21 protein-coding genes and 1 rRNA gene are annotated in these 25,582 nt (G+C 72.9%); 6 read left to right on the top strand and 16 right to left on the bottom strand.

Features of this window, described 5'->3' with window-relative positions; genetic code table 11:
* Positions 1 to 99: 99 nt before the first annotated feature.
* The 4 genes from ald to ACZ7GZ_RS19035 all read right to left on the bottom strand — a co-directional run bounded on the left by ald (position 100) and on the right by ACZ7GZ_RS19035 (position 5,963).
* A complete protein-coding gene (gene ald / locus ACZ7GZ_RS19050) occupies positions 100 to 1,215 on the bottom strand; it encodes an alanine dehydrogenase (protein ID WP_471025707.1) in 1,116 nt (371 codons plus the stop codon).
* A 147-nt stretch (positions 1,216 to 1,362) separates the two neighbouring features.
* A complete protein-coding gene (locus ACZ7GZ_RS19045; RefSeq protein ID WP_471025422.1) occupies positions 1,363 to 3,420 on the bottom strand; it encodes a tetratricopeptide repeat protein in 2,058 nt (685 codons plus the stop codon).
* Between the two features lie 166 nt (positions 3,421 to 3,586).
* Entirely contained in the window at positions 3,587 to 4,213 is a 627-nt protein-coding gene (locus tag ACZ7GZ_RS19040; RefSeq protein WP_471025419.1) for an NUDIX domain-containing protein, read from the bottom strand.
* An 82-nt stretch (positions 4,214 to 4,295) separates the two neighbouring features.
* A complete protein-coding gene (locus ACZ7GZ_RS19035) occupies positions 4,296 to 5,963 on the bottom strand; it encodes a CTP synthase (protein ID WP_471025417.1) in 1,668 nt (555 codons plus the stop codon).
* A 572-nt stretch (positions 5,964 to 6,535) separates the two neighbouring features.
* Between ACZ7GZ_RS19035 and ACZ7GZ_RS19030 the strand changes: the two genes are divergently transcribed.
* From ACZ7GZ_RS19030 to ACZ7GZ_RS19020, 3 genes are all read left to right on the top strand, one after another.
* On the top strand, positions 6,536 to 8,338 hold the full coding sequence (locus ACZ7GZ_RS19030) for a glycoside hydrolase family 15 protein (RefSeq protein ID WP_471025705.1): 1,803 nt from the start codon (positions 6,536 to 6,538) through the stop codon (positions 8,336 to 8,338).
* 46 nt (positions 8,339 to 8,384) lie between these two features.
* The gene (locus ACZ7GZ_RS19025; RefSeq protein WP_471025416.1) at positions 8,385 to 9,716 is read left to right on the top strand and encodes an FAD-binding oxidoreductase; all 1,332 of its coding nucleotides are present in this window, start codon (positions 8,385 to 8,387) and stop codon (positions 9,714 to 9,716) included.
* A gap of 68 nt (positions 9,717 to 9,784) precedes the next feature.
* Positions 9,785 to 11,431, top strand: coding sequence for a PucR family transcriptional regulator (locus ACZ7GZ_RS19020; protein ID WP_471025413.1), 1,647 nt, complete (start codon positions 9,785 to 9,787; stop codon positions 11,429 to 11,431).
* On the opposite strand, the gene ACZ7GZ_RS19015 is transcribed toward ACZ7GZ_RS19020, so the two are convergent.
* The 6 genes from ACZ7GZ_RS19015 to ACZ7GZ_RS18990 all read right to left on the bottom strand — a co-directional run bounded on the left by ACZ7GZ_RS19015 (position 11,428) and on the right by ACZ7GZ_RS18990 (position 17,494).
* Entirely contained in the window at positions 11,428 to 12,564 is a 1,137-nt protein-coding gene (locus ACZ7GZ_RS19015) for a glycosyltransferase family 4 protein (protein ID WP_471025412.1), read from the bottom strand. The genes ACZ7GZ_RS19020 and ACZ7GZ_RS19015 overlap by 4 nt on opposite strands.
* A 267-nt stretch (positions 12,565 to 12,831) precedes the next feature.
* On the bottom strand, positions 12,832 to 13,584 hold the full coding sequence (locus ACZ7GZ_RS19010) for a hypothetical protein (protein ID WP_471025410.1): 753 nt from the start codon (positions 13,582 to 13,584) through the stop codon (positions 12,832 to 12,834).
* Between the two features lie 82 nt (positions 13,585 to 13,666).
* A complete protein-coding gene (gene recN / locus ACZ7GZ_RS19005) occupies positions 13,667 to 15,409 on the bottom strand; it encodes a DNA repair protein RecN (RefSeq protein WP_471025408.1) in 1,743 nt (580 codons plus the stop codon).
* 51 nt (positions 15,410 to 15,460) lie between these two features.
* Positions 15,461 to 16,366, bottom strand: coding sequence for an NAD kinase (locus ACZ7GZ_RS19000; protein WP_351242375.1), 906 nt, complete (start codon positions 16,364 to 16,366; stop codon positions 15,461 to 15,463).
* Positions 16,363 to 17,178, bottom strand: coding sequence for a TlyA family RNA methyltransferase (locus tag ACZ7GZ_RS18995; protein ID WP_471025406.1), 816 nt, complete (start codon positions 17,176 to 17,178; stop codon positions 16,363 to 16,365). Before ACZ7GZ_RS18995 ends, ACZ7GZ_RS19000 begins: the two co-directional genes overlap by 4 nt.
* A 7-nt stretch (positions 17,179 to 17,185) precedes the next feature.
* Positions 17,186 to 17,494 carry a hypothetical protein gene (locus tag ACZ7GZ_RS18990; RefSeq protein ID WP_471025404.1) on the bottom strand — a complete coding sequence of 103 codons (309 nt, stop codon included), beginning with the start codon at positions 17,492 to 17,494 and terminating at the stop codon, positions 17,186 to 17,188.
* Positions 17,495 to 17,536: 42 nt separating this feature from the next.
* Here ACZ7GZ_RS18990 and ACZ7GZ_RS18985 point away from each other — a divergent pair, with 42 nt between their 5' ends.
* Positions 17,537 to 17,884, top strand: coding sequence for a sterol-binding protein (locus ACZ7GZ_RS18985; protein WP_471025401.1), 348 nt, complete (start codon positions 17,537 to 17,539; stop codon positions 17,882 to 17,884).
* Here ACZ7GZ_RS18985 and ACZ7GZ_RS18980 read toward each other — a convergent pair.
* From ACZ7GZ_RS18980 to ACZ7GZ_RS18965, 4 genes are all read right to left on the bottom strand, one after another.
* Positions 17,868 to 18,722, bottom strand: a complete 855-nt coding sequence (locus tag ACZ7GZ_RS18980) for an ABC transporter ATP-binding protein (protein ID WP_471025399.1) — start codon at positions 18,720 to 18,722, stop codon at positions 17,868 to 17,870. The genes ACZ7GZ_RS18985 and ACZ7GZ_RS18980 overlap by 17 nt on opposite strands.
* Positions 18,719 to 19,765, bottom strand: a complete 1,047-nt coding sequence (locus ACZ7GZ_RS18975; protein WP_471025397.1) for a FecCD family ABC transporter permease — start codon at positions 19,763 to 19,765, stop codon at positions 18,719 to 18,721. The genes ACZ7GZ_RS18980 and ACZ7GZ_RS18975 overlap by 4 nt, the downstream gene beginning before the upstream one ends.
* Positions 19,762 to 20,805, bottom strand: coding sequence for a FecCD family ABC transporter permease (locus ACZ7GZ_RS18970; protein ID WP_471025394.1), 1,044 nt, complete (start codon positions 20,803 to 20,805; stop codon positions 19,762 to 19,764). The genes ACZ7GZ_RS18975 and ACZ7GZ_RS18970 overlap by 4 nt, the downstream gene beginning before the upstream one ends.
* Before the next feature lie 108 nt (positions 20,806 to 20,913).
* Positions 20,914 to 21,942, bottom strand: coding sequence for an HAD hydrolase-like protein (locus tag ACZ7GZ_RS18965; RefSeq protein ID WP_471025392.1), 1,029 nt, complete (start codon positions 21,940 to 21,942; stop codon positions 20,914 to 20,916).
* A gap of 93 nt (positions 21,943 to 22,035) precedes the next feature.
* On the opposite strand from ACZ7GZ_RS18965, the gene ACZ7GZ_RS18960 reads away from it, so the two are divergent.
* Positions 22,036 to 23,319: a DUF1015 domain-containing protein gene (locus ACZ7GZ_RS18960; RefSeq protein WP_471025390.1), complete on the top strand. Its 1,284-nt coding sequence runs from the start codon at positions 22,036 to 22,038 to the stop codon at positions 23,317 to 23,319.
* A gap of 104 nt (positions 23,320 to 23,423) precedes the next feature.
* Here the strand turns inward: ACZ7GZ_RS18960 and ACZ7GZ_RS18955 are convergent, their stop codons facing one another.
* On the bottom strand, positions 23,424 to 24,221 hold the full coding sequence (locus ACZ7GZ_RS18955) for a tetratricopeptide repeat protein (RefSeq protein WP_471025704.1): 798 nt from the start codon (positions 24,219 to 24,221) through the stop codon (positions 23,424 to 23,426).
* A gap of 222 nt (positions 24,222 to 24,443) precedes the next feature.
* Here ACZ7GZ_RS18955 and ACZ7GZ_RS18950 point away from each other — a divergent pair, with 222 nt between their 5' ends.
* Positions 24,444 to 25,448 (top strand): hypothetical protein, encoded by a 1,005-nt coding sequence (locus tag ACZ7GZ_RS18950; RefSeq protein WP_471025715.1) that lies wholly within the window; start codon positions 24,444 to 24,446, stop codon positions 25,446 to 25,448.
* A 29-nt stretch (positions 25,449 to 25,477) separates the two neighbouring features.
* On the opposite strand, the gene rrf is transcribed toward ACZ7GZ_RS18950, so the two are convergent.
* Positions 25,478 to 25,582 (bottom strand): 5S ribosomal RNA (gene rrf / locus ACZ7GZ_RS18945); the annotation flags it as partial.

The raw sequence follows: 25,582 nt of genomic DNA, 5'->3' as shown, positions 1-25,582 counted from the left end.
GGTCCGGCCGGGTGCGACGGGTTGACGAGGTGTGTTGACGAATCGCCTTTTACCTGATGGTGACTTAGCGATTCATCAGGTCACAGGACTCGGCCGGCGTCAGCCGAGCAGGGACTCCAGCTCCACGCTCTCCAGGCCGTGCGCCTCCGCGACCTCCTTGTAAACGACCTTGCCGTCATGGGTGTTGAGACCCTTGGCGAGCGCGGCGTCGCGGCGCAGCGCCTCGACCCAGCCGTTGTTGGCGAGGGAGACGATGTACGGCAGCGTCGCGTTGGTGAGGGCGTTGGTGGAGGTGTTGGGCACCGCGCCGGGCATGTTGGCGACGCAGTAGAAGACCGAGTTGTGCACCTGGAAGGTCGGCTCGGCGTGCGTCGTCGGGTGGGAGTCCTCGAAGCAGCCGCCCTGGTCGATCGCGATGTCGACAAGAACACTTCCGGGCTTCATGCGGGCCACCAGCTCGTTGGTGACCAGCTTCGGGGCCTTGGCGCCCGGGATGAGGACCGCGCCGATGACGAGGTCGGCGTCGAGGACGGCCTTCTCCAGCTCGAAGGAGTTGGACATGATCGCCTTGACCTTCGTACCGAAGATCTTGTCGGCCTCGCGCAACTTGTTGATGTCGCGGTCCAGCAGGGTCACGTCGAAGCCCATGCCGACGGCGACCTGGGTGGCGTTCCAGCCGGAGACACCGCCGCCGATGACCACGCACTTGGCCGGGGTGACGCCCGGGACACCGCCCGGCAGCACGCCACGGCCGCCGGCCGCGCGCATCAGGTGGTAGGCGCCGACCTGCGGGGCGAGGCGGCCCGCGACCTCGGACATCGGGGCGAGCAGCGGCAGCGCGCGGTTCGGCAGCTCGACGGTCTCGTAGGCGATGGCCGTGGTGCCGGACTCGATGAGCGCGTCCGTGCACTCCTTGGAGGCGGCCAGGTGCAGGTAGGTGAAGAGGATCTGGTCCTTGCGGAGACGGTGGTACTCCTCCGCGATGGGCTCCTTGACCTTCAGCAGCAGGTCGGCGGTGGCCCACACCTCGTCGGCGGTGTCGAGGATCCCGGCACCGGCGGAGACGTACTCCTCGTCCGTGATCGAGGAGCCGAGGCCGGCGCCCCGCTCGATGACGACCTGGTGGCCGTTGCGCACCAGCTCGTGCACACCGGCGGGGGTGATGGCCACCCGGAACTCGTTGTTCTTGACCTCGCGGGGGATGCCGACCTTCACGTCGATCACGGTCCTTGGCTCAGAGGGTATGGGGGGTGCATTACATGACATACCCAGGCATGCAGGGCACACCGGGAGACACCGCAGGAGAACGTGCGGCAGAGCCAGTTTAATGAAGGCGTTCCGCCTGTCTAGCCTTTCATTGCATCAATCTTCGCTGGATGTACTGCGGATTTCGCAGGCGTTAGCGTCTTGATTCGGGCTTGCCTCGCTGTTCTGGGCCTCCTCGTCCAGCATGCGCCCGGCCGCCGCGCGGTGCAGACGGGCGGCGGTGGGGTCGCCGAGGTGCTCCAGGGTGTCGGCCAGCCGCAGCTGCACCGCGGCCTGCAGCCGGACGTCCTCGGCGCGCCGCGCCCACTCCACCGCCTCCTGACAGGTGCGCAGCGACTCCTCGAACCGCCCGGCGTACTCCTGCACCCGGGCCAGCTCGCTCAACGCCCGCGCATGGGCCGCGACATCGCCGCTCCTGCGGTGGCCGGCGACGGCGGCCCGCCAGTTCCTGAGGGCCTCGCCGTAGCGGCCCGCGTAGGTGTGCGTGGCGGCGATCCGGCCGTACAGCCGGGCCACCTGCTCGCGCTCGCCGCGGGCCAGCCGCTCGGCCAGGGCCCGGCCGAACCAGTCGGCGGCCCGGTCGTAGTCCCCCAGCTCCTGGTACGCGCCACCTACGGATTCCATTGCGCGACCGGTGGCGTACGGGTCGTTCGCTCTGCGTCCGGCGTCCAGAGCCAGCCGATACCGTGCCAGCGCGGCCCGGGTACGGCCGGTCTGCGCGTCCACGTCACCGAGGTTCAGCAGCGCCGCGGCCTTCTCCCGGACCAGCCCGCGCCGCTCTGCGACATCGAGGACGAGGCTGTGCACGTCGTACAGGTCGGCGGCCGCGGCCTGGGTGCCGACATGCGCGACCATGGCCCTGACCAGCTGGGACATCAGCCGCCGGGCCAGGGTGTCCAGCTCACCGTCGGCCACCGCGAGACGCGCGGACGCCAGCAGCGCGGGCCGTCGGATACGCAGCCAGTCGGCTGCCGCGCGGGGATGGGGGAAGCGCACCTCGCGGGGCATCGCGTTCAGCTTCTCCCGGGCCTGCGGGCTGTCCGTCTCGGTGATCGCCCGGCAGGACTGCAGCAGCCGCACGGTCCGCTCCAGCATCCGGGCCCGGGCCAGCTGCAGCTCCGCGGGCCGCTCGTGGCTCTCGGCCAGGGCGCGCAGCATGGGGTGCAGACAGCCGGGGACGTCGTAGAGGGGCAGCGGGGAGTCCACGGGACGCAGCAGGCCCAGGGCGACGAAGTCGTCCAGCACGGCGCGGGCCGCGCCGAGCGAGCAGCCGGCGAGGGCCGAGGCCGTGTGCGGGTCGATCAGGCCGGCCGGGGCGAGGGAGAGCAGCGGCAGCATCCGGGCGGCCGGGCCGGGCAGCTCGCTGCGGACATGCCGGAAGACGCGGGCCAGCGGGGTGCCGTCCGTGCCGTCGTCGGCGGTGTGCAGCCGCTTGGCCAGGTCGGAGACGGCGGACTTGGGACGGGCCGCGAGCCAGCCGCCGGCCAGGACGAGCGCGGCCGGGTGGCCCTGGCAGGCCTCGACCAGGCTCTCGGCGGAGCGCGGGTCGACCGTGATGCGGACCGCGCCGGTGTAGCGGGTGAGCAGTTCCACCGCGGACTTGGTGTCCAGGCCGCCCAGGGTGCAGGGCCGTACGTCCGCGATGCCGGTGAGCGGGCCCGAGGAGACGGCCACCACCAGGCAGTCCGGGGCTTCCGGCAGCAGTGCGTCGACCTGGTCGGCGCCGGCCGCGTCGTCCAGCAGCAGCAGGGCGCGCCGGTCGGCGAGGGCGGTGCGCAGCGCCGCGGTCAGGTCGTCCTCGGCGGCACCGGCCGGGGCGGGCAGCTCCAGCGCGGCGAGCAGCTCGCGGGCGGTGCGGGCGAGGGGGACGGGGGTGCCGTCGGGCTCGCTGAGCCGGGCCCGCAGCACCCCGTCGGGGTAACGCGACGCCACCTGCCGTACGAGTTCCTCGGCGAGGGCGGTGCGGCCGGAGCCGGGGCGGCCCGCGATCAGCAGCACGCGCGCGCGGGGTGCCTTGCGGCCGGAGAGGGTGTCCAGGCCCGCGCGCTCGATGTCGGCGCGCAGCTCCTTCAACTCCCTTGTACGGCCCAGGAAACGGTCGTCCGCGTGCGCCGACAGCCGCACGAAACCTGTGTCCACCGCCTGATCCGTCACGGGCCACACTCCCGTCCCACCGCACGCGCAAGCCCGCCGGGATCTTCCCGGTGCGGGCGTTGCAAGAGCCTAGTTCACGCTCTGCGACGTGCCGGGACGAGCGTGGCGGACGGGTCCCCTGATCGGATCAGGCGATCGTCACACCAGTACGCCGTACGGGTGCTGTTCAGGACGTGAAGGGGCGGGCCGGCCAGGGCGCGTCGGCCGGGCGCAGCGCGTCGAGGCCGTCGCCGCCGCGGGCGGCCACCAGGGAGAGGACGCCGACGACCAGGCAGTTGTTGTGCACGTCGCCGGCCAGAACGCGGCGCACCAGTTCCTCGACCGGTACGCGCGCCTGCTCCATGTCGGTCTCCTCGTGCTCCGCCGCGAACCGCTCACCCTCGGCCGCGGACAGGCCACGCGCGAGGAAGATCCGTACGGCCTCGTCGCAGCCGCCGGGCGTGGTGTAGACGTCGGTCAGCACCCGCCAGTCCTCGGCCTTGACGTGCGCCTCCTCGTACAGCTCGCGCTGGGCGGCGTGCAGCGGGTTCTCGCCGGGCACGTCGAGCAGGCCGGCCGGGATCTCCCACAGCCGGTAGCGCACCGGGTGGCGGTACTGGTTGATGAGCAGCACCCGGTCCTCCTCGTCCAGGGCGAGAACGGCGACCGAACCGGGGTGGACCTGGTAGTCACGGCGGGCCACAGAACCGTCGGGCATGACCACATCGTCGGTGCGCACGGAGGTCTTGTTGCCCGTGAAGGGGGTCTCCGTCGCCCGGATCTCCCACGCCTCGGCGGTGTCCTTGATCGTCATGCCTGTCCTTCCACACGTACACAAGGGGCCGGGGCGCGATCGTTTTGAATGCTCGCGCCCCGGCCACCGTACAACTCTTGTGTTACTGCGAGATCTTCCGCTCCACGGCGGCCTTCACCAGGCCGGCGAACAGCGGGTGCGGACGCGTCGGCCGCGAGCGCAGCTCGGGGTGCGCCTGCGTGGCGACCAGGTAGGGGTGGACGTCACGCGGGTACTCCACGTACTCGACCAGCTTGCCGTCCGGCGAGGTGCCCGAGAACAGGATCCCGGCCTTCTTCTCCAGCTCCGCGCGGTAGGCGTTGTTCACCTCGTAGCGGTGACGGTGCCGCTCCTCGATGTACTCCTTGCCGTCGTACACCTCACGGACGATGGAGCCCTCGGCCAGCTTGGCCGGGTACATGCCCAGCCGCATGGTGCCGCCCATGTCGCCCTCACCGGCGACGATGTCCAGCTGCTCGGCCATGGTGGAGATGACCGGGTGGCCGGTGGCCGGGTCGAACTCGGTGGAGTTGGCGTCCGGGATGTCGGCCAGGTTGCGCGCGGCCTCGATCACGATGCACTGCAGGCCGAGGCAGAGGCCGAGCAGCGGGATCTTGTTCTCGCGGGCGTAGCGGATCGCGCCGACCTTGCCGAGCACACCGCGGTCGCCGAAGCCGCCCGGGATGCAGATGCCGTCGACGTCGCCGAGCTGGGCCTTGGCGCCGGCCGGGGTCTTGCAGTCGTCGGAGGTGACCCACTTGATCTTCACGCGGGCGCGGTTGGCGAAGCCGCCGGCGCGCAGCGCCTCGGTGACCGACAGATAGGCGTCGGGCAGGTCGATGTACTTGCCGACGAGCGCGAGGGTGATCTCGTGGTCGGGGTTGTGGACGCGGTCCAGCAGGTCGTCCCAGGTCGTCCAGTCGACGTCACGGAACGGCAGGTCGAGCTTGCGCACGACGTAGGCGTCCAGGCCCTCGCCGTGCACGGTCTTCGGGATGTCGTAGATCGAGCGGGCGTCCGGGCAGGCGACCACGGCGGCCTCGTCGACGTCGCACATCAGCGAGATCTTGCGCTTGATCGCGGTCGGGACCTCGCGGTCGCAGCGCAGCACGATCGCGTCGGGCTGGATACCGATGTTGCGCAGGGCGGCGACCGAGTGCTGGGTCGGCTTGGTCTTCAGCTCGCCGGACGGGCCGATGTACGGCAGCAGCGAGATGTGCACGACGAAGACGTTGTCCCGGCCCACCTCGTGGCGGACCTGGCGGACGGTCTCCAGGAACGGCAGCGACTCGATGTCGCCGACGGTGCCGCCGACCTCGGTGATGACGACGTCCACCTCGTCGGTGGCCATGCGCCGGATGCGGTGCTTGATCTCGTTGGTGATGTGCGGGATGACCTGCACGGTGTCGCCCAGGTACTCGCCGCGCCGCTCCTTGGCGATCACGGTCGAGTACACCTGGCCGGTGGTGACGTTGGCGGAGCCGTCCAAGTCGCGGTCGAGGAAGCGCTCGTAGTGTCCGATGTCCAGGTCGGTCTCGGCGCCGTCGTTGGTGACGAAGACCTCACCGTGCTGGAAGGGGTTCATGGTGCCCGGATCGACGTTCAGGTACGGATCCAGCTTCTGCATCACGACGCGCAGGCCGCGGGCCTTGAGCAGCATGCCCAGGCTGGAGGCGGTCAGGCCCTTGCCGAGCGAGGAGGCGACACCCCCGGTGACGAAGATGTGCTTGGTCGTCGTGGCTGTGCTGTTTCGGAAAGCAGCGGGCGGCATGGCCAAGAGGGGGCTCCCGTGGTCGCGGTCTGTCGTGCGGTGCGGCTGCCGTCCCGGAGATCTCCGGGGGTGCCGTCGCTGCGGTTCGGGGGTTTCAGGCCCACCGGTCCACGGGCTACCAGGGTATCAGCGCCTGGACGAGATGGCTTCCGGCCACGCTCCGCGCTCATCCGCGCACGGGCGGCTCCCCCCGCCCTCCCGGTACGGGGCGCGGGCACGGGGCGGGTCGCCACATGTGTCATCACAGGCACGCACAGGTCACATGGTTATCACCCGCTGCTCACCCGTTCGGCCCACACGGGTTGCCCGGAGCGGCACGCAGATCATCTACGTGCGTCGTATCCTGCTCGGACACTCGCTGCCGAGCCCGGCCGGAACGACGGCACACCCCCGCCTGCACCACCCGGAACAACGAGAGCGCGGCAGTTCGTTGAGCAAAGACCGCCGTGTTGCCTCAGGGCTCGGCGGGCTGCTTTGCTTCACCGCTCAACGACGCACAACAACGACCCCTTGACCGCACTAGCGACAGCCCCCTGCGCGGGGGTGACGTGGCCGTTCGACTGGAGTTGCACGTGGCCGGGCGCATCGAAGACTACGCACTCATCGGAGACATGCAGACCGCGGCACTGGTCTGCCGGGACGGCACAGTGGACTGGCTGTGCCTGCCCCGCTTCGACTCGCATGCCATCTTCGCCGGCCTGCTGGGCACCGAGGAGCACGGCTTCTGGCGGCTCGGCCCGGCTCACGCGGCCGACGTGCAGCCGCCCACGGCCGCCCGGCGGAGCTACCGGGGCGACTCGCTGATCCTGGAGTCGGAGTGGGACACCCCGCGTGGCACGGTCCGCGTGACCGATTTCATGCCCCCGCGTGAGGGCGCGCCGCAGCTGATCCGGATCGTGGAGGGCGTCACCGGCCGGGTGCCGATGCGCTCGGCCCTGCGCATGCGGTTCTCCTACGGCCGTGTCGTGCCCTGGGTGCACAAGCACGAGGGCCGCACGGTGGCGGTCGCCGGGCCGGACTCGGTGTGGTTCGACACGGAGGCCGAGACCTATGGAAAGTCGCTGACGACGTACGCCGACTTCACGGTCGGCCCGGGTGACCGGATCGCGTTCACGATCTCGTGGCAGCCCTCGCACAGCGAGCCGCCGGCGCTGCCGGAGCCGGAGGCCTCGCTGGAGGCGACGGAGGCGTTCTGGCGCGAGTGGGTCGAGCACTGTACGTACCACGGGCCGTACCGCGAGGCGGTGGTCCGTTCCCTGATCACCCTGAAGGCCCTGACGTACGCGCCCACGGGCGGCATCGTCGCCGCGCCGACGACCTCCCTGCCCGAGGACATCGGCGGTGTGCGCAACTGGGACTACCGCTACACCTGGCTGCGCGACGCCGCGATCACCCTGTCCTCCCTCCTGCGCACCGGATACCGCGAGGAGGCCCGCGCCTGGCGCGAGTGGCTGCTGCGCGCGGTCGCCGGCGACCCGGAGAACCTGCAGATCATGTACGGCATCGCGGGCGAGCGCGAGCTGGGCGAGGCCGAGCTGGACTGGCTGCCGGGCTACGAGAACTCCGCCCCGGTCCGGGTCGGCAACGGCGCGGCGCACCAGCTCCAGCTGGATGTGTACGGCGAGGTCACCGAGGCCCTGCACCTGGCGCACATGACGGGCCTGGCCCGCAACGACTACGCCTCCCTGCTCCAGCTGAAGCTGATCCGCTACCTGGAGGACCACTGGCAGGCGCCGGACGAGGGCATCTGGGAGGTGCGCGGCCCGCGCCGGCACTTCGTGCACTCCAAGGTGATGGCCTGGGTCGCGGTGGACCGCACCATCAAGCTGATCGAGTCCGGGGACGCCGACGGCCCGCTGGAGCGCTGGAAGGAACTGCGCGACGACATCCACCGGGACGTGTGCGAGAAGGGCTACGACAAGGAGCGCAACACCTTCACGCAGTCCTACGGCTCCCGGGAGCTGGACGCCTCGCTGCTGCTCATCCCGCAGATGGGCTTCCTGCCGCCCGACGACAAGCGCGTGATCGGCACGATCGAGGCGATCCAGCGCGAGCTGTCCACACCGGACGGGTTCATCCTGCGCTACCCGACGGAGGGCGACCACGCGGGCGTCGACGGTCTGCCGGGCGACGAGGGCGCCTTCCTGGCCTGCTCCTTCTGGATGGCCGACGACCTGGCGATGATCGGCCGCGTGGACGAGGCGAGGAAGCTCTTCGAGAAACTCCTCGCGCTGCGCAACGACCTCGGCCTGCTGGCGGAGGAGTGGGACCCGCGCCTGCAGCGGCAGGTGGGCAACTTCCCGCAGGCGTTCAGCCATGTGCCATTGATCGATACGGCACTGCGGCTCACCGCGTCCGGGGCGTACGGGGGGTGACGGCCCCTAGGCTGGAAGGTGACCCCTCCTGGAAGGGGGCCCCGCCATGGCCACCCGTTCCAAGGCGCACACGGCCCTCGCCGCACTCCGTGAGGATCTGACCGGGAGCGTCTTCGCCCCGGGGGACCCCGGTTACGACGACACCCGGGTCGTCTCCGGCGCCATGGCCGACCGCCGCCCGGCCGTGATCGCGCAGTGCGCGGACGCGGCCGACGTCGTCCGGGCCGTGCGCTTCGCGCGCGAGCTGGACCTGCACATCGCGGTGCGCGGCGGCGGGTACGGCCTGGCGGGGGCCCGGGTCGACGGCGCGCTCGTGGTGGACCTGCGCCGGATGCACGGGGTGACCGTCGACCCGGCGGCCGAGGCGGTCCGGGTCGAGGGCGGCGCCACGACGGGCGGCCTGGACCGGGCCACCCGGCCCTACGGCCTCGCGACCACCGGCGCCCGGGCTCCGGCCACCGGGGTCGGCGGCTTCGTGCTCGGCGGCGGCACCGGCTGGCTGGACCGTGCCTTCGGTCTCGCCGTGGACGACCTCATCGGGGTCGAGCTGGTGACCGCCGACGCCGAGCGGGTGCACGCCAGCGCCGACGAGAACCCCGAGCTGTTCTGGGCGCTGCACGGCGGGGGCGGCAACTTCGGCGTCGCGACGGCACTCACCCTGGAGGTGCACGAGCTGCCGGAGTTCTCGGTGACGCTGCTGCTGTACCTGCCGGAGTCCGGCCCGGACGTGGTCCGCGCCTTCCGCGAGCTCATCCGTACCGGTCCGGACGAGGTGAGCGGCGCCGTGCTGTATCTGGCCCGGGACAGGGTGCTGTGCGGTGCGCTGCTGACGTACGCGGGCGGGGAGGCGGGGTTGCGCGCACTCGCCGAACCGCTGCTGGCGCTGCCGCACACGGCGGAGCTGACCGGTGCCGAGGCACAACGCCTGCTGTACTCCACGGGCCGGCGGGCGCACTGGTCGGCGGAGTGCCTGACGGACCTGCCGGACGAACTGGTGGACGTCTTCTGCGGCCGAGCGCAGACCATGCCGGTGCCGGGCGGCTTCCGGCACATCCTCCTCCCGCTGGGTGGTGCGGTCGGCACCGGCCCGGCCGCGTACCCGGTGCCGTACCGGGAGACGCCCTGGCTGTTGCACCCCTTCGCCCGCTGGACGGATCCGGCCGACGACGAGCGTGCCCTCGCCCGGGTGTGGGACGCGTGCGCGGACGTCCGGCCGTGGCGCGCCGGTGCCGTCTGCCTCGACCTCATAGGCGACGAGGGGCCGGACCGGGTGCGGGCGGGCTTCGGTGCCGGGAATCTGCTCCGGCTGGAGAAGGTGAAGCGCCGCTTCGACCCCGACAACGTCTTCCGCTTCAACCACAACATCAAGCCGGTGTAGGCAGGAGATGTTCAGCCGGTGCGGCCAGGAGATGTGCTCCGGGCGTTCCCGCAGGTAGCGTCCGCTGCATGGACAGCCGTACGGACAATCGACCCGACACCCAGGGCGCCGGGATCACCGTGCAGCGGGCGCTGGAACTGCCCGGGCTGCGCAGCGGACTGCCGGAGATCCTCGCGGGTGCCGACCGGCTGGGGCGCACGGTGCGCTGGGTGCACGCGGGCGAGGTGCCGAACATCGCCTCGCTGCTCAAGGGCGGCGAGCTGCTGCTCACCACCGGCTACGGCCTCGGCACCCGCCCGGCCGAGCAGCGGGCGTTCGTGCGCACCCTCGCCGAGCGCGGGATCGCCGCCTTGGTGGTGGAGCTGGGCCCGCGCTTCTCCCGGCTGCCCGCCGCCCTGGTGGACACCGCGCGCAGCGCCGGGCTGCCGTTGGTGCAGCTGCACCGCGAGGTGCCGTTCGTGACGGTGACCGAGGAGATCCACACCGAGATCGTCAACGGCCACTACGCGCTGCTGCAGCGGGCCGAGGAGGTGCACCGGCGCTGCACCGAGGCGCTGCTGGGCGGCGGCGGGGTACCGCAGGTACTGGGCATCCTTGCGGACTTCAGCACCAACCCGGTGTTCCTGGAGACGGCCGACGGCAGGCTGCTGTACGCCGCCGGGGAAGGGCCCGAGGGCGCGGACCCGCTCCAGGTGTGGGAGGGGCTGCGCGGCCCGCACAAGGACGCCCCGCCGCCCGCCGGTTCGGTCCTGGTGGACGTGCCCGGCGGCGGCCCCGGTACGGCGGGCTCGGTGCGGGCCCGGCTGGTCCTGCTGCCGGTCCGCGCGTCCCTGGCACCGGTCCACCGGATCGCCGCCGAGCGGGCCGCCGGCATCCTGGCCGTGGTGCTGATGCAGGCCCGGCAGGAGGAGGAGCTGGCCGCCCGGGGGCGTGGTGACTTCCTCACCGATCTCGCGGAGGGCCGTATCACGGCCGAGGACGCCCCGGCGCAGGCCCGGGTCCTCGGCTTCAAGCCCGGCGACAGCCCGCTGCTGCCGGTGGTGATGCGGATCGGGGACTCCCTCTCCCCCGGCGGTGGCTGGGCGGTGCTGGCCCGGGCGGTGTCCGAGGAGCTGGCCGCGGTGGGAGTGCCGGTGCTGCTGGGCGTACGGCCGGTGGAGGGCCGGGTGCTGGTGCTGCTCGGGCTGCGCTCGGAGTCGGAGCGCTCGGCGGTCGCCGACCGGGTGGCGGCGGCGCTGCGGGCGGGCGTGGAGCGGGCCGGGATGCGCCGGCCGGGCTCGCCGCCGCCCGTGGTGGTCGTCGGTGTGGCGGGCGGCTGGGCGGCCGCGTCGGCCGGGCTGCGGCACGCGGCGGAGACGGCGACGGCGGCGCAGGGCCTGACCGACCGGCCCTGGTACGACGCCCGCCGCCTCGACATCGACCTGCTGATGTGGCGGCTGCGCGACCATCCGGACCTCGCCGCGTTCGTGGACCGTGCGATCGGCCCGCTGCGCGACCACGACCACCGCTCCAAGCCGCCGCTGCTGCCCACCCTGGAGACCTATCTGGCGCACGCGGGGCGCAAGGCCGAGACCGCCCGCGAGCTGCACCTCAATCGCCAGACCCTCTACAACCGGCTCGCCCGCATCGGCGAGTTGCTGGGCACCGACCTCGACGACCCGCAGACGGTCCTGGCGTTGAGCCTGGCGCTCAGGGCGCGCCGGCACGTGCCCTAAGCCAGGGGCCTGGGCTGCGTCAACTCATCGTAGACGCTGAGCACTTGGGCGACCGTCTCGTCCTCGGTCGGCCATCCGGCGGCCTGCCGCAGGCCCCGCTCGCGCAGCTCCTCCCGGCGCTCCGGATCCGCCAGGAGCCGTACGACGGTGTCCGCGAGCGCCTCCGGGTCGCCGTACGGGACGAGTTCGGCCGCGTCGCCGACGAGGTCGGGGATGCCGCCGACCCGGGTCGCGACGAGCGGCACGCGCGCGTACAGCGCCTCCTGGGCGAGCACGGACCGGGACTCCCAACTGCTGGTCAGCAGCGCCAGATCGGCGGCGGCGAGCAGCTCGGGCACGTCCTCGCGGTGCCCGATGAGCCGCACCGGCAGGTCCTCGTCCTCGATCCGCCGCTGCAGCACCGCCCGCAGCGGCCCTTCCCCCGCGATGACGACCAGCGGCACGGGGTCCAGGTCGCGCCAGGCGCGGGCCGCGTCGAGCAGGACGTCGTAGCCGCGCTGCCGGTCGAGGGAGCCGACCGCGATGAGCAACGGGCGGCCGGTGGCGCCGAGTTCGGCCCGCACCTTGGGGCGCAGCCGGTCGGGGTCGTCGAGGACGACGGGCCGGCGCTGCCCCGGCAGGCCGACGGCGGCGAGCCGGGCGTCCCGCGCCCCCGTCCGCCTGGCCCGGTCCACCAGGTCGGGGCTGGTGCCGAGGACCACGGCCGCCGTTCGCATCACCCGACGTTCCAGCAGCCGCAGCAGATGCGCCCGGGGGCCCTCCGCCTGTGCCCGGTTGTGCCAGGTGACCACCAGCGGGGTGGGCCGGCCGCTGAGCGCGAGGACGGCGCGGAAGGAGGCGTGCAACCCGTGCGCGTGCACCAGGTCCGCGTGTGCGCAGGCCGTGCGCAGTGCGGCCACCGAGACGGGGTCGCTGCTGCGGGGCACGTGCACGTGTTCGGCGCCGGCGCCGGTGAAGTCGTAGGCGCGGTCGGCCTCGACGGGGGCGCACACCGTGACCCGCACGCCCCTCGCCACGAGCCCCTCGGCCAGCGAGCGCACATGCGCACTGCTGCCGGCGTTGCCTCCACCCAGCACCTGCACGGTGCGCAGCGGCGACTGGCCGTGCGGTGCGTTGCTGATCAGGGGGGTCACGGGGCCGTCGCTCCTGGTTCTGCGTGGGCGGTCACGAGGAAACGTACAGAAGGTAGCGGGCTCAGGGGGGCGGAAGGACGTACCCCGCGCGCCTCCCGCGCGGACCGTGTTCCCTCAAGCATGCCAGGGGGACCGGCCGTTACGGGAAATCCGGCGGGCGCACAGTGCGGCGGGCCGGGGCAATGCGCCGGAGCACGTCACCCACACGGGTGAGCGACGCCCCGGCACGGACGACCGGCCCCCACCGCATACGGCAAGGTCAGACGCTCACCACGCCCGCGCCCAGGCGCTCACCCGGTCCCCGTGCACGGTGGCGGCCACGACCGCGACGGCGTGCGCGAGAAGGCCGGGGCGCTGGCTGCCGGCCACGACGGCCGCCCCCAGCGCCGCGCCGAGGGCGTGCGCCCCGGTGTCCCCGATCATCGTGCGCTCGCCGAGGTCGTCGGGCAGGACGGCCGCGGCGGCGCCGGCCGCGGCGGCGGCCAGCTCCCCCGCCGGACCGCCGCGCAGCAGCCCCGGCGCCCCGAGCGCGAGCACGGCACCGGCCGCCCGACCCGGCCGTACGTCGACGAGATTGACGACGTGTGCGGCACCGGCGATGACGACTCCGGCGAGCACCTTGTCGACGAACCGCTCCTTCATCAGCGCACCGGCCACCAGCCCGGCCGCCGATATCCCGAACAGCTTCACGGCCCCGCTGGTGACCTCCCCGTCCCGCAGGGCCCCCAGATGCGCCCGGAACCCGCGCCGTGGATCCCCGGCCCCGGCGACGTCGTCGTACGCCCCGCACACCCCGGCCGCGAGCACGGCGAGCCCGGCACCGGGGTGCGCCCGGCCGGCCCCGACGGCGACCGAGACGGCGCAGGCGGGCCCGGCGTACAGCTCGACGGTCCGGCCCGCGTGGTTCGTCCGCTCCCAGCGCTCCCGCCCGCCGGGCAAAGCGGTACGGAGCAGGGTCTGGCCGGCCCGGGTGAGCGCGGCGGACAGCACGAACGAGCGGAACCCTCGCTTGGCGATCATCCCGCCACCCTAGAACCCGCCCACCGGCCGGCCCACGCCGTGGACACCCGTCTACAGACCTGCCCGCGTCGTGGACACCCGTCTACAGGTCGGCCCGCGCCGTGGCCAGCAGTTCCTCCGCGTGTGCGCGGGCCGTCTCGGAGTCCTCCTGGCCGGCCAGCATCCGGGACAGCTCGCGGACGCGCTCCTCACCCTCCAACACCTTCACACCGGAGCGGGTGACCGACCCGTCGTTGGTCTTCTCGACCAGCAGCTGCCGGTCGGCGAAGGCGGCGACCTGGGGCAGGTGGGTGACCACGACGACCTGCGCGGTCCTGGCGAGCTTCGCCAGCCGCCGCCCGATCTCGACCGCGGCCTTGCCGCCGACACCGGCGTCGACCTCGTCGAAGAGATAGGTCGGCACGGGGTCCGTCCCCGCGAACACGACCTCGACGGCGAGCATCACCCGGGACAGCTCACCGCCGGACGCGCCCTTGGCGATGGGCCGCGGCGGCGCGCCCGGGTGCGGGGCGAGCAGCAGCTCGACCTCGTCCACGCCCGACGGCCCGTACGCGACCGTACGCCCGCCGACCTCGACGCCCTCCGGGTCCTCGGTCTGGCGGATGTCGAAGGACACGCGCGCGTGAGGCATCGCCAGCGAGGCCAGCTCGGCGGTCACGGCGGCGGCGAACCGCTCGGCGGCCTCCGCCCGGGCATCCGTCAACGCCTGAGCCAGACCGCCCAGTTCGGTCCGCAGCGCGTCCCGCTCGCCGGTCAGCTCCTCGATCCGCTCGTCGTCGCCGTCCAGCTCGGTCAGCCGCGCGGCGCTCTGCTCGGCCCAGGCGAGTACGGCGTTGATGTCGTCGCCGTACTTCCGGGTGAGGGCGGTGAGGGCGGCCCGGCGCTCCTCGACGGCGGCCAGCCGCAGCGGATCGGCGTCGAGGTCGTCGGCGTAGCCCGCCAGCTCCCCGGCGACATCGCCGAGCAGGATCCCGATCTCCCCGATCCGGTCGGCGAGGGCGGCCAGCGCCGGATCGTGCGAGCGCACGGCCTCCAGCGCCCGGTGGGCACCCGCGACGAGCGTCGAGGCGTCGATCCCCTCGGGGTCCTCGGGATTGCCCGCGAGAGCGGCGTGCGCGGCCGTCGCGGCGGACGACAGCGCCTCCGCGTGCCCCAGCCGCTCGGCCTCCTCGGCCAGCTCGGCGTCCTCCCCGGCCCGCGGCTCGACGGCGGCGATCTCCTCGAGCCCGTACCGCAGCATGCCGGCTTCCTGCGCCCGCTCACGCGCGCGTGTGACGATCTCCTCCAGCTCGGCGGAGACGGCCCGCAGCCGCCGGTAGGCCTCGGAGTACTTGGCGAGCGGCACGGCGACGGCGTCGCCCGCGTACCGGTCCAGGGCCTGCCGCTGCCGGGACAGCTTCAGCAGCCCCTGCTGGTCGGTCTGCCCGTGCACGGCCACCAGCTCGTCGGCCAGCTCCGCGAGCAGCCCCACGGGGACGCTGCGCCCGCCCAGGTGGGCCCGGGAACGGCCCTCGGCGGAAACGGTACGGCTGATCAGCAGGGACCCGTCGTCCAGCTCGGCCCCCGCCTCCTCGGCGCGCACGGCGACGGCGGCGTCCGCGGGGACGGTGACCCGCCCCTCCACGACCGCTCTGTCGGCCCCGATCCGCACGAGCGCCGGGTCCGCCCGCCCACCGAGCAGCAGCCCGAGGCTGGTGACCACCATGGTCTTGCCCGCACCCGTCTCACCGGTGACGGCGGTGAACCCGGGCGACAGCTCGACGACCGCATCGTCGATGACCCCGAGCGACCGTATCCGCATCTCCTCCAACACGGAACAGACCATACGAGGTCCGGGGCGGGGAGTGCACACGGGCCGCTCTTTCCGGTGATGCTTCTAGTGGGGCGCCCCTCGCCACCCGGTGGTCGGCAACGCGAACTTCGCCACCAGCCGATCGGTGAAAGACGAATGGTGCAGCCGCGCCAACCGCACCGGCACAGCCCCCCGCCGCACCTCCACCCGCGCTCCCGGCGGCAGCTCGACGGTCCGCCGCCCGTCACACCACAGGACGCCCGGCGGAATGTGCGGCAGGACCTCCACCGCGAGCACCGAATCCGGCGACGTCACCAGCGGTTTGGCGAACAGCGCGTGCGCGCTGATCGGCACCATCAGCAGCGCCTCCACCTCCGGCCACACCACCGGCCCGCCCGCGGAGAAGGCATACGCCGTGGACCCGGTGGGCGTGGAGAGGATCACCCCGTCACACCCGAACTCCGACACCGGCCGCCCGTCGATCTCCAGCACGACTTCCAGCAGCTTCTCGGCGCCGGCCTTCTGCACGGCCGCCTCGTTCAGCGCCCAGTCCGTGTGCACGATGTCCCCGTTGCGGTGCACGACGACGTCGACGGTCATCCGCTCCTCGACCTCGTACGACCGCGCCACCACCCGGTCGACCACCCGATCGAGGTCGTCCCGTTCGGCCTCCGCGAGGAATCCGACCCGTCCGAGGTTGACGCCGAGCATCGGCACCCCGGACGCCCGGGCGAACTCGGCGCCCCGCAGCAGCGTGCCGTCGCCGCCGAGCACGATCAGCAGCTCGCACCCGTCGAGGCACTGCGGGGTGGCCTCTTTGACCAGTTGCACCTCGTCCGGCAGCGGCAGGTCGCGTGCCTCCTCCTCCAGCACCCGCACCCCGATGCCATGCCGCAGCAGGCCCTTGACGACGAGTTCCGCACTGCGGATCGCCGCGGGCCGCCCGGTGTGGGCGAGCAGGAAAACAGTACGCACCAGGTTCTGTGTCAACGCGGCCCCTCCGCCACTGCACGGTCGACGTCGGCCGGGTCCACCTCGGGTGCCCCCGCCCGCAGCCAGAGAAAGTACTCGACGTTCCCCGAGGGGCCGGGCAGCGGACTGGCGGTGACTGCCTGCACCCCGAGTCCCAGCTCCCAGGCCTTCTCGGCCACTCCCCGCACGGCCTCCGCGCGCAGCTGCGGACTCCGTACGACACCCCCGCTGCCCAGCCGCTCCTTGCCCACCTCGAACTGCGGCTTGACCATCATCACCAGGTCGGCGTCCGGCTTCACGCACCGCTTGAGGGCCGGCAGCACCAGCCCGAGCGGGATGAAGGACAGATCACCCACGACAAGATCCACCGGTTCCCCATCGATCGCCTCGAGCGTCAACTCGCGAACGTTCGTACGGTCCTTGACGGTGACGCGTTCATCACTCTGGAGAGACCAGGCGAGCTGTCCGTATCCGACGTCCACCGCGACCACGTGCGCGGCGCCCGCGCGCAGCAGGACGTCGGTGAAGCCGCCGGTGGAGGCGCCGGCGTCCAGCGCGCGCCGGCCCTCGACGACGAGCCCCCGCGGGACGAACGCCTCAAGTGCGCCGGCGAGCTTGTGTCCGCCCCGGGAGACGTACTCCGGGTCGCTGGCGTCGGCCTGGACCACGATCGCGGCGGCCGTCTCCACCTGGGTGGCCGGCTTCGTCGCCACGGTCTTGCCGACGGTCACCCGCCCGGCGGCGATCAGCTGGCTGGCGTGCTCACGCGACCGCGCGAGCTTCCGGCGGACCAGCTCCGCGTCCAGACGGCGACGTGCGACTCCTGCCACGTTCGGTTCAGCTCCTGTGTCGGTACGCCGGTGAGGGCGCTTGTTCGTGCGAAGGCGGGGGCACCGGAGGTCCCGGGCGGGCGTCGAGCGCGGTGAGCGCGTCGCGCAGCCCCCGGTGTACATCCTCGTACACCTCGACCTGCCCGTCGGTGGCGAGGTGGTCGGCGTCACCCAGCCGCTCCAACTGCGCGTCGACCTCGGCGTTGCCGGTGGGGGTGCGCGGGACGTTCAGGGGGGCGGGTGCGGCGGGGTCGTACGCCTCCGGTGACTCCACTGCCTCCACCGGGATCTCCGTCTCCGGAACCGAGTCGCTCATGCCCAGACGCTACCGCGAACCGCTGGGGTACCGTCGTGGGCGATGGCCACGATCGAGGAGTGCCGCGCCGCACTGGGGAAGCTTTCGGACAACATGCAGGGCGCCGACGGTGACGTTCGCGCGGCCGCCGCCCTGGAGCGCTCGGTGAGCTGCCACATCACCGATCTGGACGTGACCTTCGTGGGCCGGATGACGGGCGGCCGGATCGAGGTGGACGACACCCACCCGGGCCCCCCGCGGACGAAGGCGCAGATCAGGCTCGCCCTGGCCGGGGACAACCTGGTGGCCCTGGTGGCCGGTGAGCTGAACTTCGCGACCGCCTGGGGTTCGGGCCGGGTCAGGCTGGAGGCGAACCTGCTGGACCTGTTCCGGCTCAGGAAGCTGCTGTGACGCTCTTCCCGGCGCGTGCCTTCCGCGCCGCCGGCACCACCAGCGGGGTCCCGGTCTCCGGGTCGTCGATCACCTGACACCGCAGCCCGAACACCTGCTCCACCAGCTCGGCCGTGACGATGTCGTCCGGAGCGCCCTCGGCGATCACCTCGCCGCCGCGCAGCGCGATGAGATGGGTGGCGTAGCGGGCGGCGTGGTTGAGGTCGTGCAGGACGGCGACCAGGGTGCGGCCCTGGGTCTCGTGCAGCTCGGCGCACAGGTCGAGGACGTCGATCTGGTGCTGGATGTCGAGGTAGGTGGTCGGCTCGTCCAGGAGCAGCAGCGGGGTCTGCTGGGCGAGCGCCATGGCGATCCACACCCGCTGCCGCTGCCCGCCGGAGAGCTCGTCGACGTACCGGTCGGCCAGTTCGGCGATCCCGGTCTGCCGCATCGACTCCTGGACGACCCGTTCGTCCTGCGCCGACCACTGGCGCAGCAGGCCCTGGTGCGGGTAGCGGCCCCGGCCGACGAGGTCGGCGACGGTGATGCCGTCGGGCGCGATGGACGACTGCGGGAGCAGGCCGAGGATCCGCGCCGCCTTCTTGGCGGGCATCGACTGGATGACCTGCCCGTCCAGCAGCACCCTGCCCCCGCTCGGCCTGAGCATCCGCGACAGCGCCCGCAGCAGCGTCGACTTGCCGCACGCGTTCGGGCCGACGATCACCGTGAAGGAGTCGTCGGGGATCTCCACCGACAGCTGTTCGGCGATGACGCGCTGGTCGTAGGCGAGGGTGACGTTCTCGGCGGACAGGCGGTTCACAGTGCTCCTCTTGCGGTCTGACTCGGGGACGGCGCTCATATCCGGCCCGCCTTGCGCTCGGTGACCAGCAGCCACAGCAGATAGCAGCCGCCGAGGACACCGGTGACCACGCCGACGGGCAGCTGGTCGGCGCCGAACGCGCGCTGCGAGGCCCAGTCCGCGGTGACCAGCAGGGTGGCGCCCATACAGAGGGAGGGCACCAGGTTCGGGCCCGGCGAGCGGGTCAGGCGCCGCGCGAGCTGCGGCGCGGTGAGCGCGACGAAGCTGACCGGTCCGGCGGCGGCGGTGGCGGCGGCGGTGAGCAGCACGGCGGAGACCATCAGCACCAGCCGGACTCGCTGCACCCGCACCCCGAGGGCGTTGGCGGCGTCGTCGCCCATCTCCATCATCCTCAGCCCGCGCGCGTTCGCGAGGACCAGCGGGACGAGGACGGCGCACAGCGCGAGCAGCGGCCAGACCTGGTCCCAGTCGCGGCCGTTGAGGGAGCCGGTCATCCACACGACCGCGCGGGCCGCGTCGACCAGGTCGGCCTTGGTGAGCAGATAGCCGTTGACCGCCGTCATGATCGCGGAGACACCGATGCCGACCAGGACGAACCGGTACCCGTGCACACCCTGCTTCCAGGCGAGCAGATAGACGGCGAGTCCGGTCACCAGGCCGCCGGCCAGCGCGCCGAAGGTGACCTGGGAGGCCGTACCGGACATCAGCACGATGACGACCAGCGCACCGGCCGTCGAGCCCTGGGAGAGGCCCAGCACGTCCGGGCTGCCGAGCGGGTTGCGCGACACGGACTGGAACAGCGCGCCGCCGAGGCCCAGCGAAGCGCCGACGAGCAGCCCCACCAGCACGCGCGGCAGGCGCAGTTCGTTGACGATGAAGTCCTGGTACGCGGTGCCGTTCCCGGCGAGGGTCCTGAGCACATCGTCCGCGGGTATGTTCGCGTCGCCGGTGCCCATCAGCACGACGCCCGCGGCACCGGCGGCGGCCAGCAGCAGGGCGACGACGGCCAGGGCCCGCAGGTCCAGGCGCAGGGAGAGCCCGCCGGGAGTGCGTACGGCCCGGTTCACGGAGCGGGTCTTCACAGCTGGGCCGTCCTCCGCCGTCGTACGAGAAAGATGAAGACCGGGCCGCCGATGAGCGCGGTGACGATACCGACCTGGAGTTCCGAGGGGCGGGCCACGACCCGGCCGATGACGTCGGCGCCGAGCAGCAGCACCGGCGACAGGACCGTGGCGTACGGCAGGATCCAGCGCAGGTCGGGACCGGTGAAGGAGCGCACCACGTGGGGCACCATCAGGCCGACGAACACGATCGGACCGCAGGCGGCGGTCGCGGCACCGCACAGCACGGTGGCGGCCAGCATGGCCAGGGCGCGGGTGCGGCCCAGGTGGGCGCCGAGCGCGCGGGCGGTGTCCTCGCCCATCTCCATGGCGTTCAGCGGCCGGGCCAGCGCCAGTGCGAGGATCGTGCCGACCGCGAGGAACGGCAGGACCTGCAGGATGGTCGCGTTGGTGGCGGAGGCCAGCGAACCCACCGTCCAGAAGCGCATCTTGCCCAGCGCCGCGTCGTCCATGATCATCACGGCCTGGAGATAGCCGTACAGGGCGGCGCTGATCGCCGTGCCGGCGAGGGCGAGCCGTACCGGAGTGGCGCCCCGGCTGCCGCCGAGGAACCACACCAGCGCGCCGACCGCCGCCGCCCCGAGGAAGGCGAACCACACATAGCCGGTGAGGCTGGTGACGCCGAACCAGGTGATGGCGGTGACGACGGCGGCGGAGGCACCCGCGTTGATGCCGAGCAGTCCGGGGTCGGCCAGCGGATTGCGGGTGAGCGCCTGGAGCACCGCGCCCGCGAGGCCGAGCGCGGCACCGGCCAGCAGGCCGAGGACCGTGCGCGAGAGCCGCTCGTCGACGACGACGTCGCCGTAGGTCCCCGTGTCGTGGAACAGGCCGTGCCAGACCTGGTCCGGCGACAGCGCTTTCGCCCCGATCGCGACGCTCGCCACGGCGACGAACACCAGGATCACGACGGACAGCAGGAGCCCAAGGGCCTTGACCGCCTGGCGGGTTGGGGGCGCGGGGGCGGTCTCCGCGCGCTGTTCCGGAGGACTGTCGACCAACACGAGGTTAGGTTAGCCTACCCTCGCCCCCATTCTCGATCCCCGGGTGCGTCCGCGCCGGCGCCGGCGCCCGTAAGCCTCGGAGTGCGTATGCGCCGGACTGCGTATGCGTCAGAGCCCCAGGCGCGCCAGCGCCTTCCCCCCGTCCAGCTCGCAGGCACCGTCCCCGGCAGCCGTCCAGGCCGCCGCGCACAGGGCCCGCAACCCGTCCAGCGCCTCGCCGTCCCCCTCCAGCCCCAGCCGGTCCGCCCCGGCCGTCGCCGTGAACCCGCCGCAGCGAAAGCCCCCCGAGACCGCGGTGACCTCGGGCTGCCCGGTGAGCAGCCCCCGCAGATCGGCGTCCACATAGGTCGGCCGGTGCCGCGGCGGCGCCGCCAGCAGCTGGGCGCCGTCCGTGACACCGGTCAGCACCAGCAGGGAGTCGACCTCGCCGTTGAACGCGCCCTCGATGTCCGTGTCCAGCCGGTCCCCCACCACCAACGGCCGCATCGCACCGGTCCGGATGATCGTCTCGCGGTGCATCGGCGGCAGCGGCTTGCCCGCCACCTGCGGTTCGGCACCGGTCGCGATCCGTACGACCTCCACCGCCGCCCCGTTGCCCGGCGCGATACCCCGCCCGCTCGGAATCGTCAGATCGGTGTTGGAGGCGAACCACGGCACGCCGCGCGCGACCGCGTACGCCGCCTCGGCGAAGCGCCCCCAGGTCAGATCCGGCCCGCCGTACCCCTGCACCACCGCCGCCGGATCGTCGTCCGCCGACTCCACGGGCGTCAGCCCCCGCTCGCGCAGCGCCACCCGCAGCCCCTCACCGCCGATCACCAGCACCCGCGCCCCGGCCGGCACCTGCTCACTGATCAGCCGCGCGACCGCCTGCGCCGACGTGATGACATCGGCGGCGCCCGTCGGTATCCCCAGCTCCGTCAGATGCTCCGCCACCGTGTCCGGGGTCCGCAGCGCGTTGTTGGTGACGTACGCCAGACGCATCCCGCCCGAGCGCGCTACCGCCAGCGAGTCCACCGCGTGCGCGATCGCGTGCCCGCCCGCGTACACGACCCCGTCCAGATCGAGCAGCGCCGTGTCGTACGCCTCGCTCAGGGGCTGCCCACTGCCCTCGGGCCTCGTCCTGACCGCCTGGCTCATTCCACATCGCTCCTCGTTCGCCGACGTTCAAAGGCTTCCCATCGCCTTTCCCTCGATCATCCCGCACGCCACTGACACACGTACGATGCCGGGATGAACACTGCAGGTCACTCGGAAGCAACGGCGCGCCGAGGCCTGGAACTCACCCCGTTCCGTGGCCTTCGCTACGACCCCGACCGGGTCGGCAGCCTGGCCTCCGTCACCTCACCGCCGTACGACGTCGTCGTCCGTCCCGACGGGGTGCACCACCTCCAGTCGGCGGATCCGCACAACATCGTTCGGCTGATCCTGCCCCAGGCCGACACCCCCAGCACCCGCACCGAGCAGGCGGCCGACACCCTGCGCCGCTGGCTGGACGAAGGCATCCTCGCCGCGGACCCGGAGCCCGGCCTGTACGTCTACGAACAGCGGGACGGAGGCGACATGCTGCAGCGCGGTGTCATCGGCGCGCTGCGGGTCTCGGAGCCCGCCGAGGGCGTGGTGCTGCCGCACGAGGACGTCATGCCGCCCGTGGTCGCCGACCGCGCGGCCCTGATGCGGGCCACGCGCGCGAACCTGGAGCCGCTGCTGCTGACCTACCGCGGCGACGGCACGGCCGCCGAGGTCGTCGAGCGCACGGCGGAGAAGCCCCCGCTGCTCGACACGACCACCGAGGACGGCTACCACCACCGCCTCTGGTCCATCACCGATCCCGCCGACCTGGCCCGCATCCAGTCCGACCTCGCCCACCAGCAGGCCCTGATCGCCGACGGCCACCACCGCTGGGCCACCTACCTGCGGCTGCGCGCGGAACACCCGTCCCCCAGCCCCTGGGACCACGGCCTGGTCCTGCTCGTCGACACCGCCCGCTACCCGCTGCGCGTCCGCGCCATCCACCGCCTGCTGCACGGCCTGCCGGTCGAGGACGCGCTCGCGGCGGTGGAGGGCCTGTTCCGGGTACGGCACCTGGACGCACCGCTCACCGAGGCACTGGCGGCGCTCGCGGACGCGTCCTGCGCGGGCAACGCCTTCCTGCTGGCCGGCGACGGCGCCTTCCACCTGCTCGACCGCCCGGACCCGGACCTGCTGGCCCGGACGATCCCGGCCGACCGCCCGGCCGCCTGGCGCTCCCTGGACGCCACGGTCCTGCACGCCACGCTGCTGGACCACGTCTGGCACATCCCCGAGGACTCCGCGGCCCACATCGCCTACATCCATGACACGGCCGCGACGGTCGCCAAGGCGGAACACGACGGCAGTACGGCCGTCCTGATGCACCCCGTCCGCGAGGAGGTCGTACGCGACCTGGCCCGCCAGGGCGTGACCATGCCCCGCAAGTCGACGTCGTTCGGCCCGAAACCGGCGTCGGGGCTGGTACTGCGGGCCCTGGAGGTCTGAGCCCTTCGGGGCCCGGGAACGCGGACTTCGGGACGCGTCTTCGGAACGCGGAAGAGGGCAGGCCCCTGGGGAGCCCGCCCTCTTCCGGTGCCACCGGCTACGCGTCAGTCCTCCTCGCCGTCCTCCTGCGACGGCTTCTCGGGCGCACCCTCGTTCTCGCTCCCGCCCTCGTTCTCGCTCCCGCTCTCGTTCTCGCTCCCGCTCTCGTTCTCGCTCCCGCTCTCGTCCAGGGCGTCCACGAACTCCACGCCGTCCAGTTCGGCGAGCCGGTCGGAGGCGTCCGTGCTGCCGTCCCGGTCGGCCTCCACGGCCTTGGCGAACCATTCCCGCGCTTCGGTCCCCCGGCCGGCGGCCTGCAGGGCGTCGGCGTAGGCGTACCGCAGGCGCGCGGTCCACGGCTGGACCGAATTGGAGGCCAGCTCCGGGCTCTGCAGGGTAACGATGGCCGCGTCCAGCTGGTCCATGTCACGCCGGGCGCCGGCCGCGACGAGCCGCATCTCGACCTGACCGGCCTTGTCCAGCTTGTGCACCTCGGAGGCACCGGCCATGTCCAGCGCCTTCTCCGGCCGCCCGAGCCCACGCTCGCAGTCGGCCATCACCGGCCACAGCTCCACGGTGCCGGTCATCCGCCGCGCGGCCCGGAACTCGGCGAGGGCCTCGGAGTACTTCTGGTTCGCGTACGCCGCGAACCCGGCGGCCTCGCGTACGGCGGCCACGCGGGACGCCAGACGCAGAGCCACCCTGGAGTAGCCGTAGGCGCCCTCGGGGTCCTCGTCGATGAGCCGGGCCACCATCACCAGGTTCTTGGCGACGTCTTCCGCGAGCGTCTTGGGCAGGCTCTGCAGCTCCTGCCGGACGTCCTTGTCGATCTCGTCGCCGGTGACGTCCTCCGGGATCGGCAGCCGCTTGATCGGCTCCCGGTCACGGTCGCGGTCGCGCTCGTCGCGGAAGCGGCCACCACCGCCCCGGCGGTCGTCACGCCGGTCGTCGCGCCGGTCGTCACGCCCCCGGAAGCCACCGGGGCGACCGCCACGGTCGTCGCGACGGGGCCCACGGCCACCGCGGTCGTCGCGGCCCCGGAACCCACCGCGCTCGCCACCGCGCTCGCCACCGCGCTCGCCGCGGTGGTCGTCCCGACGGTGGTCGTCCCGACGGTCATCGCGACGGTCGTCACGGCGGTCGTCACGGCGGTCGTCACGGCGGAAGCCGCCGCGGTCGCCGCGGTCGCCACGGTTGTCATCGCGCTCGCGCCGGCCGTAACCGCCGCGGTCGTCGTCACGGCGGTAGGACGGGCGATCCCCGCCACGGTCGTCGCGACGGAAGCCGCCACGGTCGTCACGGCGGTCGTCCCGACGCGGCCCACGGTCACGGTCGTCGCGCTGGAACGCCGGACGCGAACCCCGGTCCCCCTCACGACGGTCATCCCGACGGCCGTAACCACCACGGTCATCACGCCGGAAGCCACCCCGGTCGTCCCGCCGGTGGTCGTCACGGCGGTCGTCACGCCGGTCGTCGCGGCGGAAGCCGCCGCGGTCGCCGCGGTCGCCGCGGTCGCCACGGTCGCCGCGGTTGTCATCGCGCTCGCGCCGGCCGTAACCGCCGCGGTCGTCGTCACGGCGGTAGGACGGGCGGTCCCCGCCACGGTCGTCGCGACGGACGCCGCCACGGTCGTCGCGACGGAAGCCGCCGCGGTCGTCACGGCGGTCGTCCCGACGCGGCCCACGGTCACGGTCGTCGCGCTGGAACGCCGGACGCGAACCCCGGTCCCCCTCACGACGGTCATCCCGACGGCCGTAACCACCACGGTCATCACGCCGGAAGCCACCCCGGTCGTCCCGCCGGTGGTCGTCACGGCGGTCGTCACGCCGGTCGTCGCGGCGGAAGCCGCCGCGGTCGCCGCGGTCGCCACGGTTGTCATCGCGCTCGCGCCGGCCGTAACCGCCACGGTCGTCGTCACGGCGGTAGCCACCACGGTCGCCCCGGTAGCCACCACGATCAGGGCGGTCACCACTGTCCCGTCGCCGCTGGTCGCGCTCCGGTCGGTCGTCGGGCGAGTTGGTGGACATGGTGACTCCTGTCTTCGGTACCGCAAGCATTGTAAAAACAAAAGGACCCCTGGTCCCAGCTGAACGCTGGGACCAAGGGTCCTCCAAAGATTGTTCGGCGGCGTCCTACTCTCCCACAGGGTCCCCCCTGCAGTACCATCGGCGCTGTGAGGCTTAGCTTCCGGGTTCGGAATGTAACCGGGCGTTTCCCTCACGCT

This window comes from Streptomyces sp. NPDC037288 (assembly GCF_055603265.1).
The sequence above is the reverse complement of the archived record's forward strand: the minus strand, read 5'-3'. Positions and strand labels throughout refer to the sequence as shown.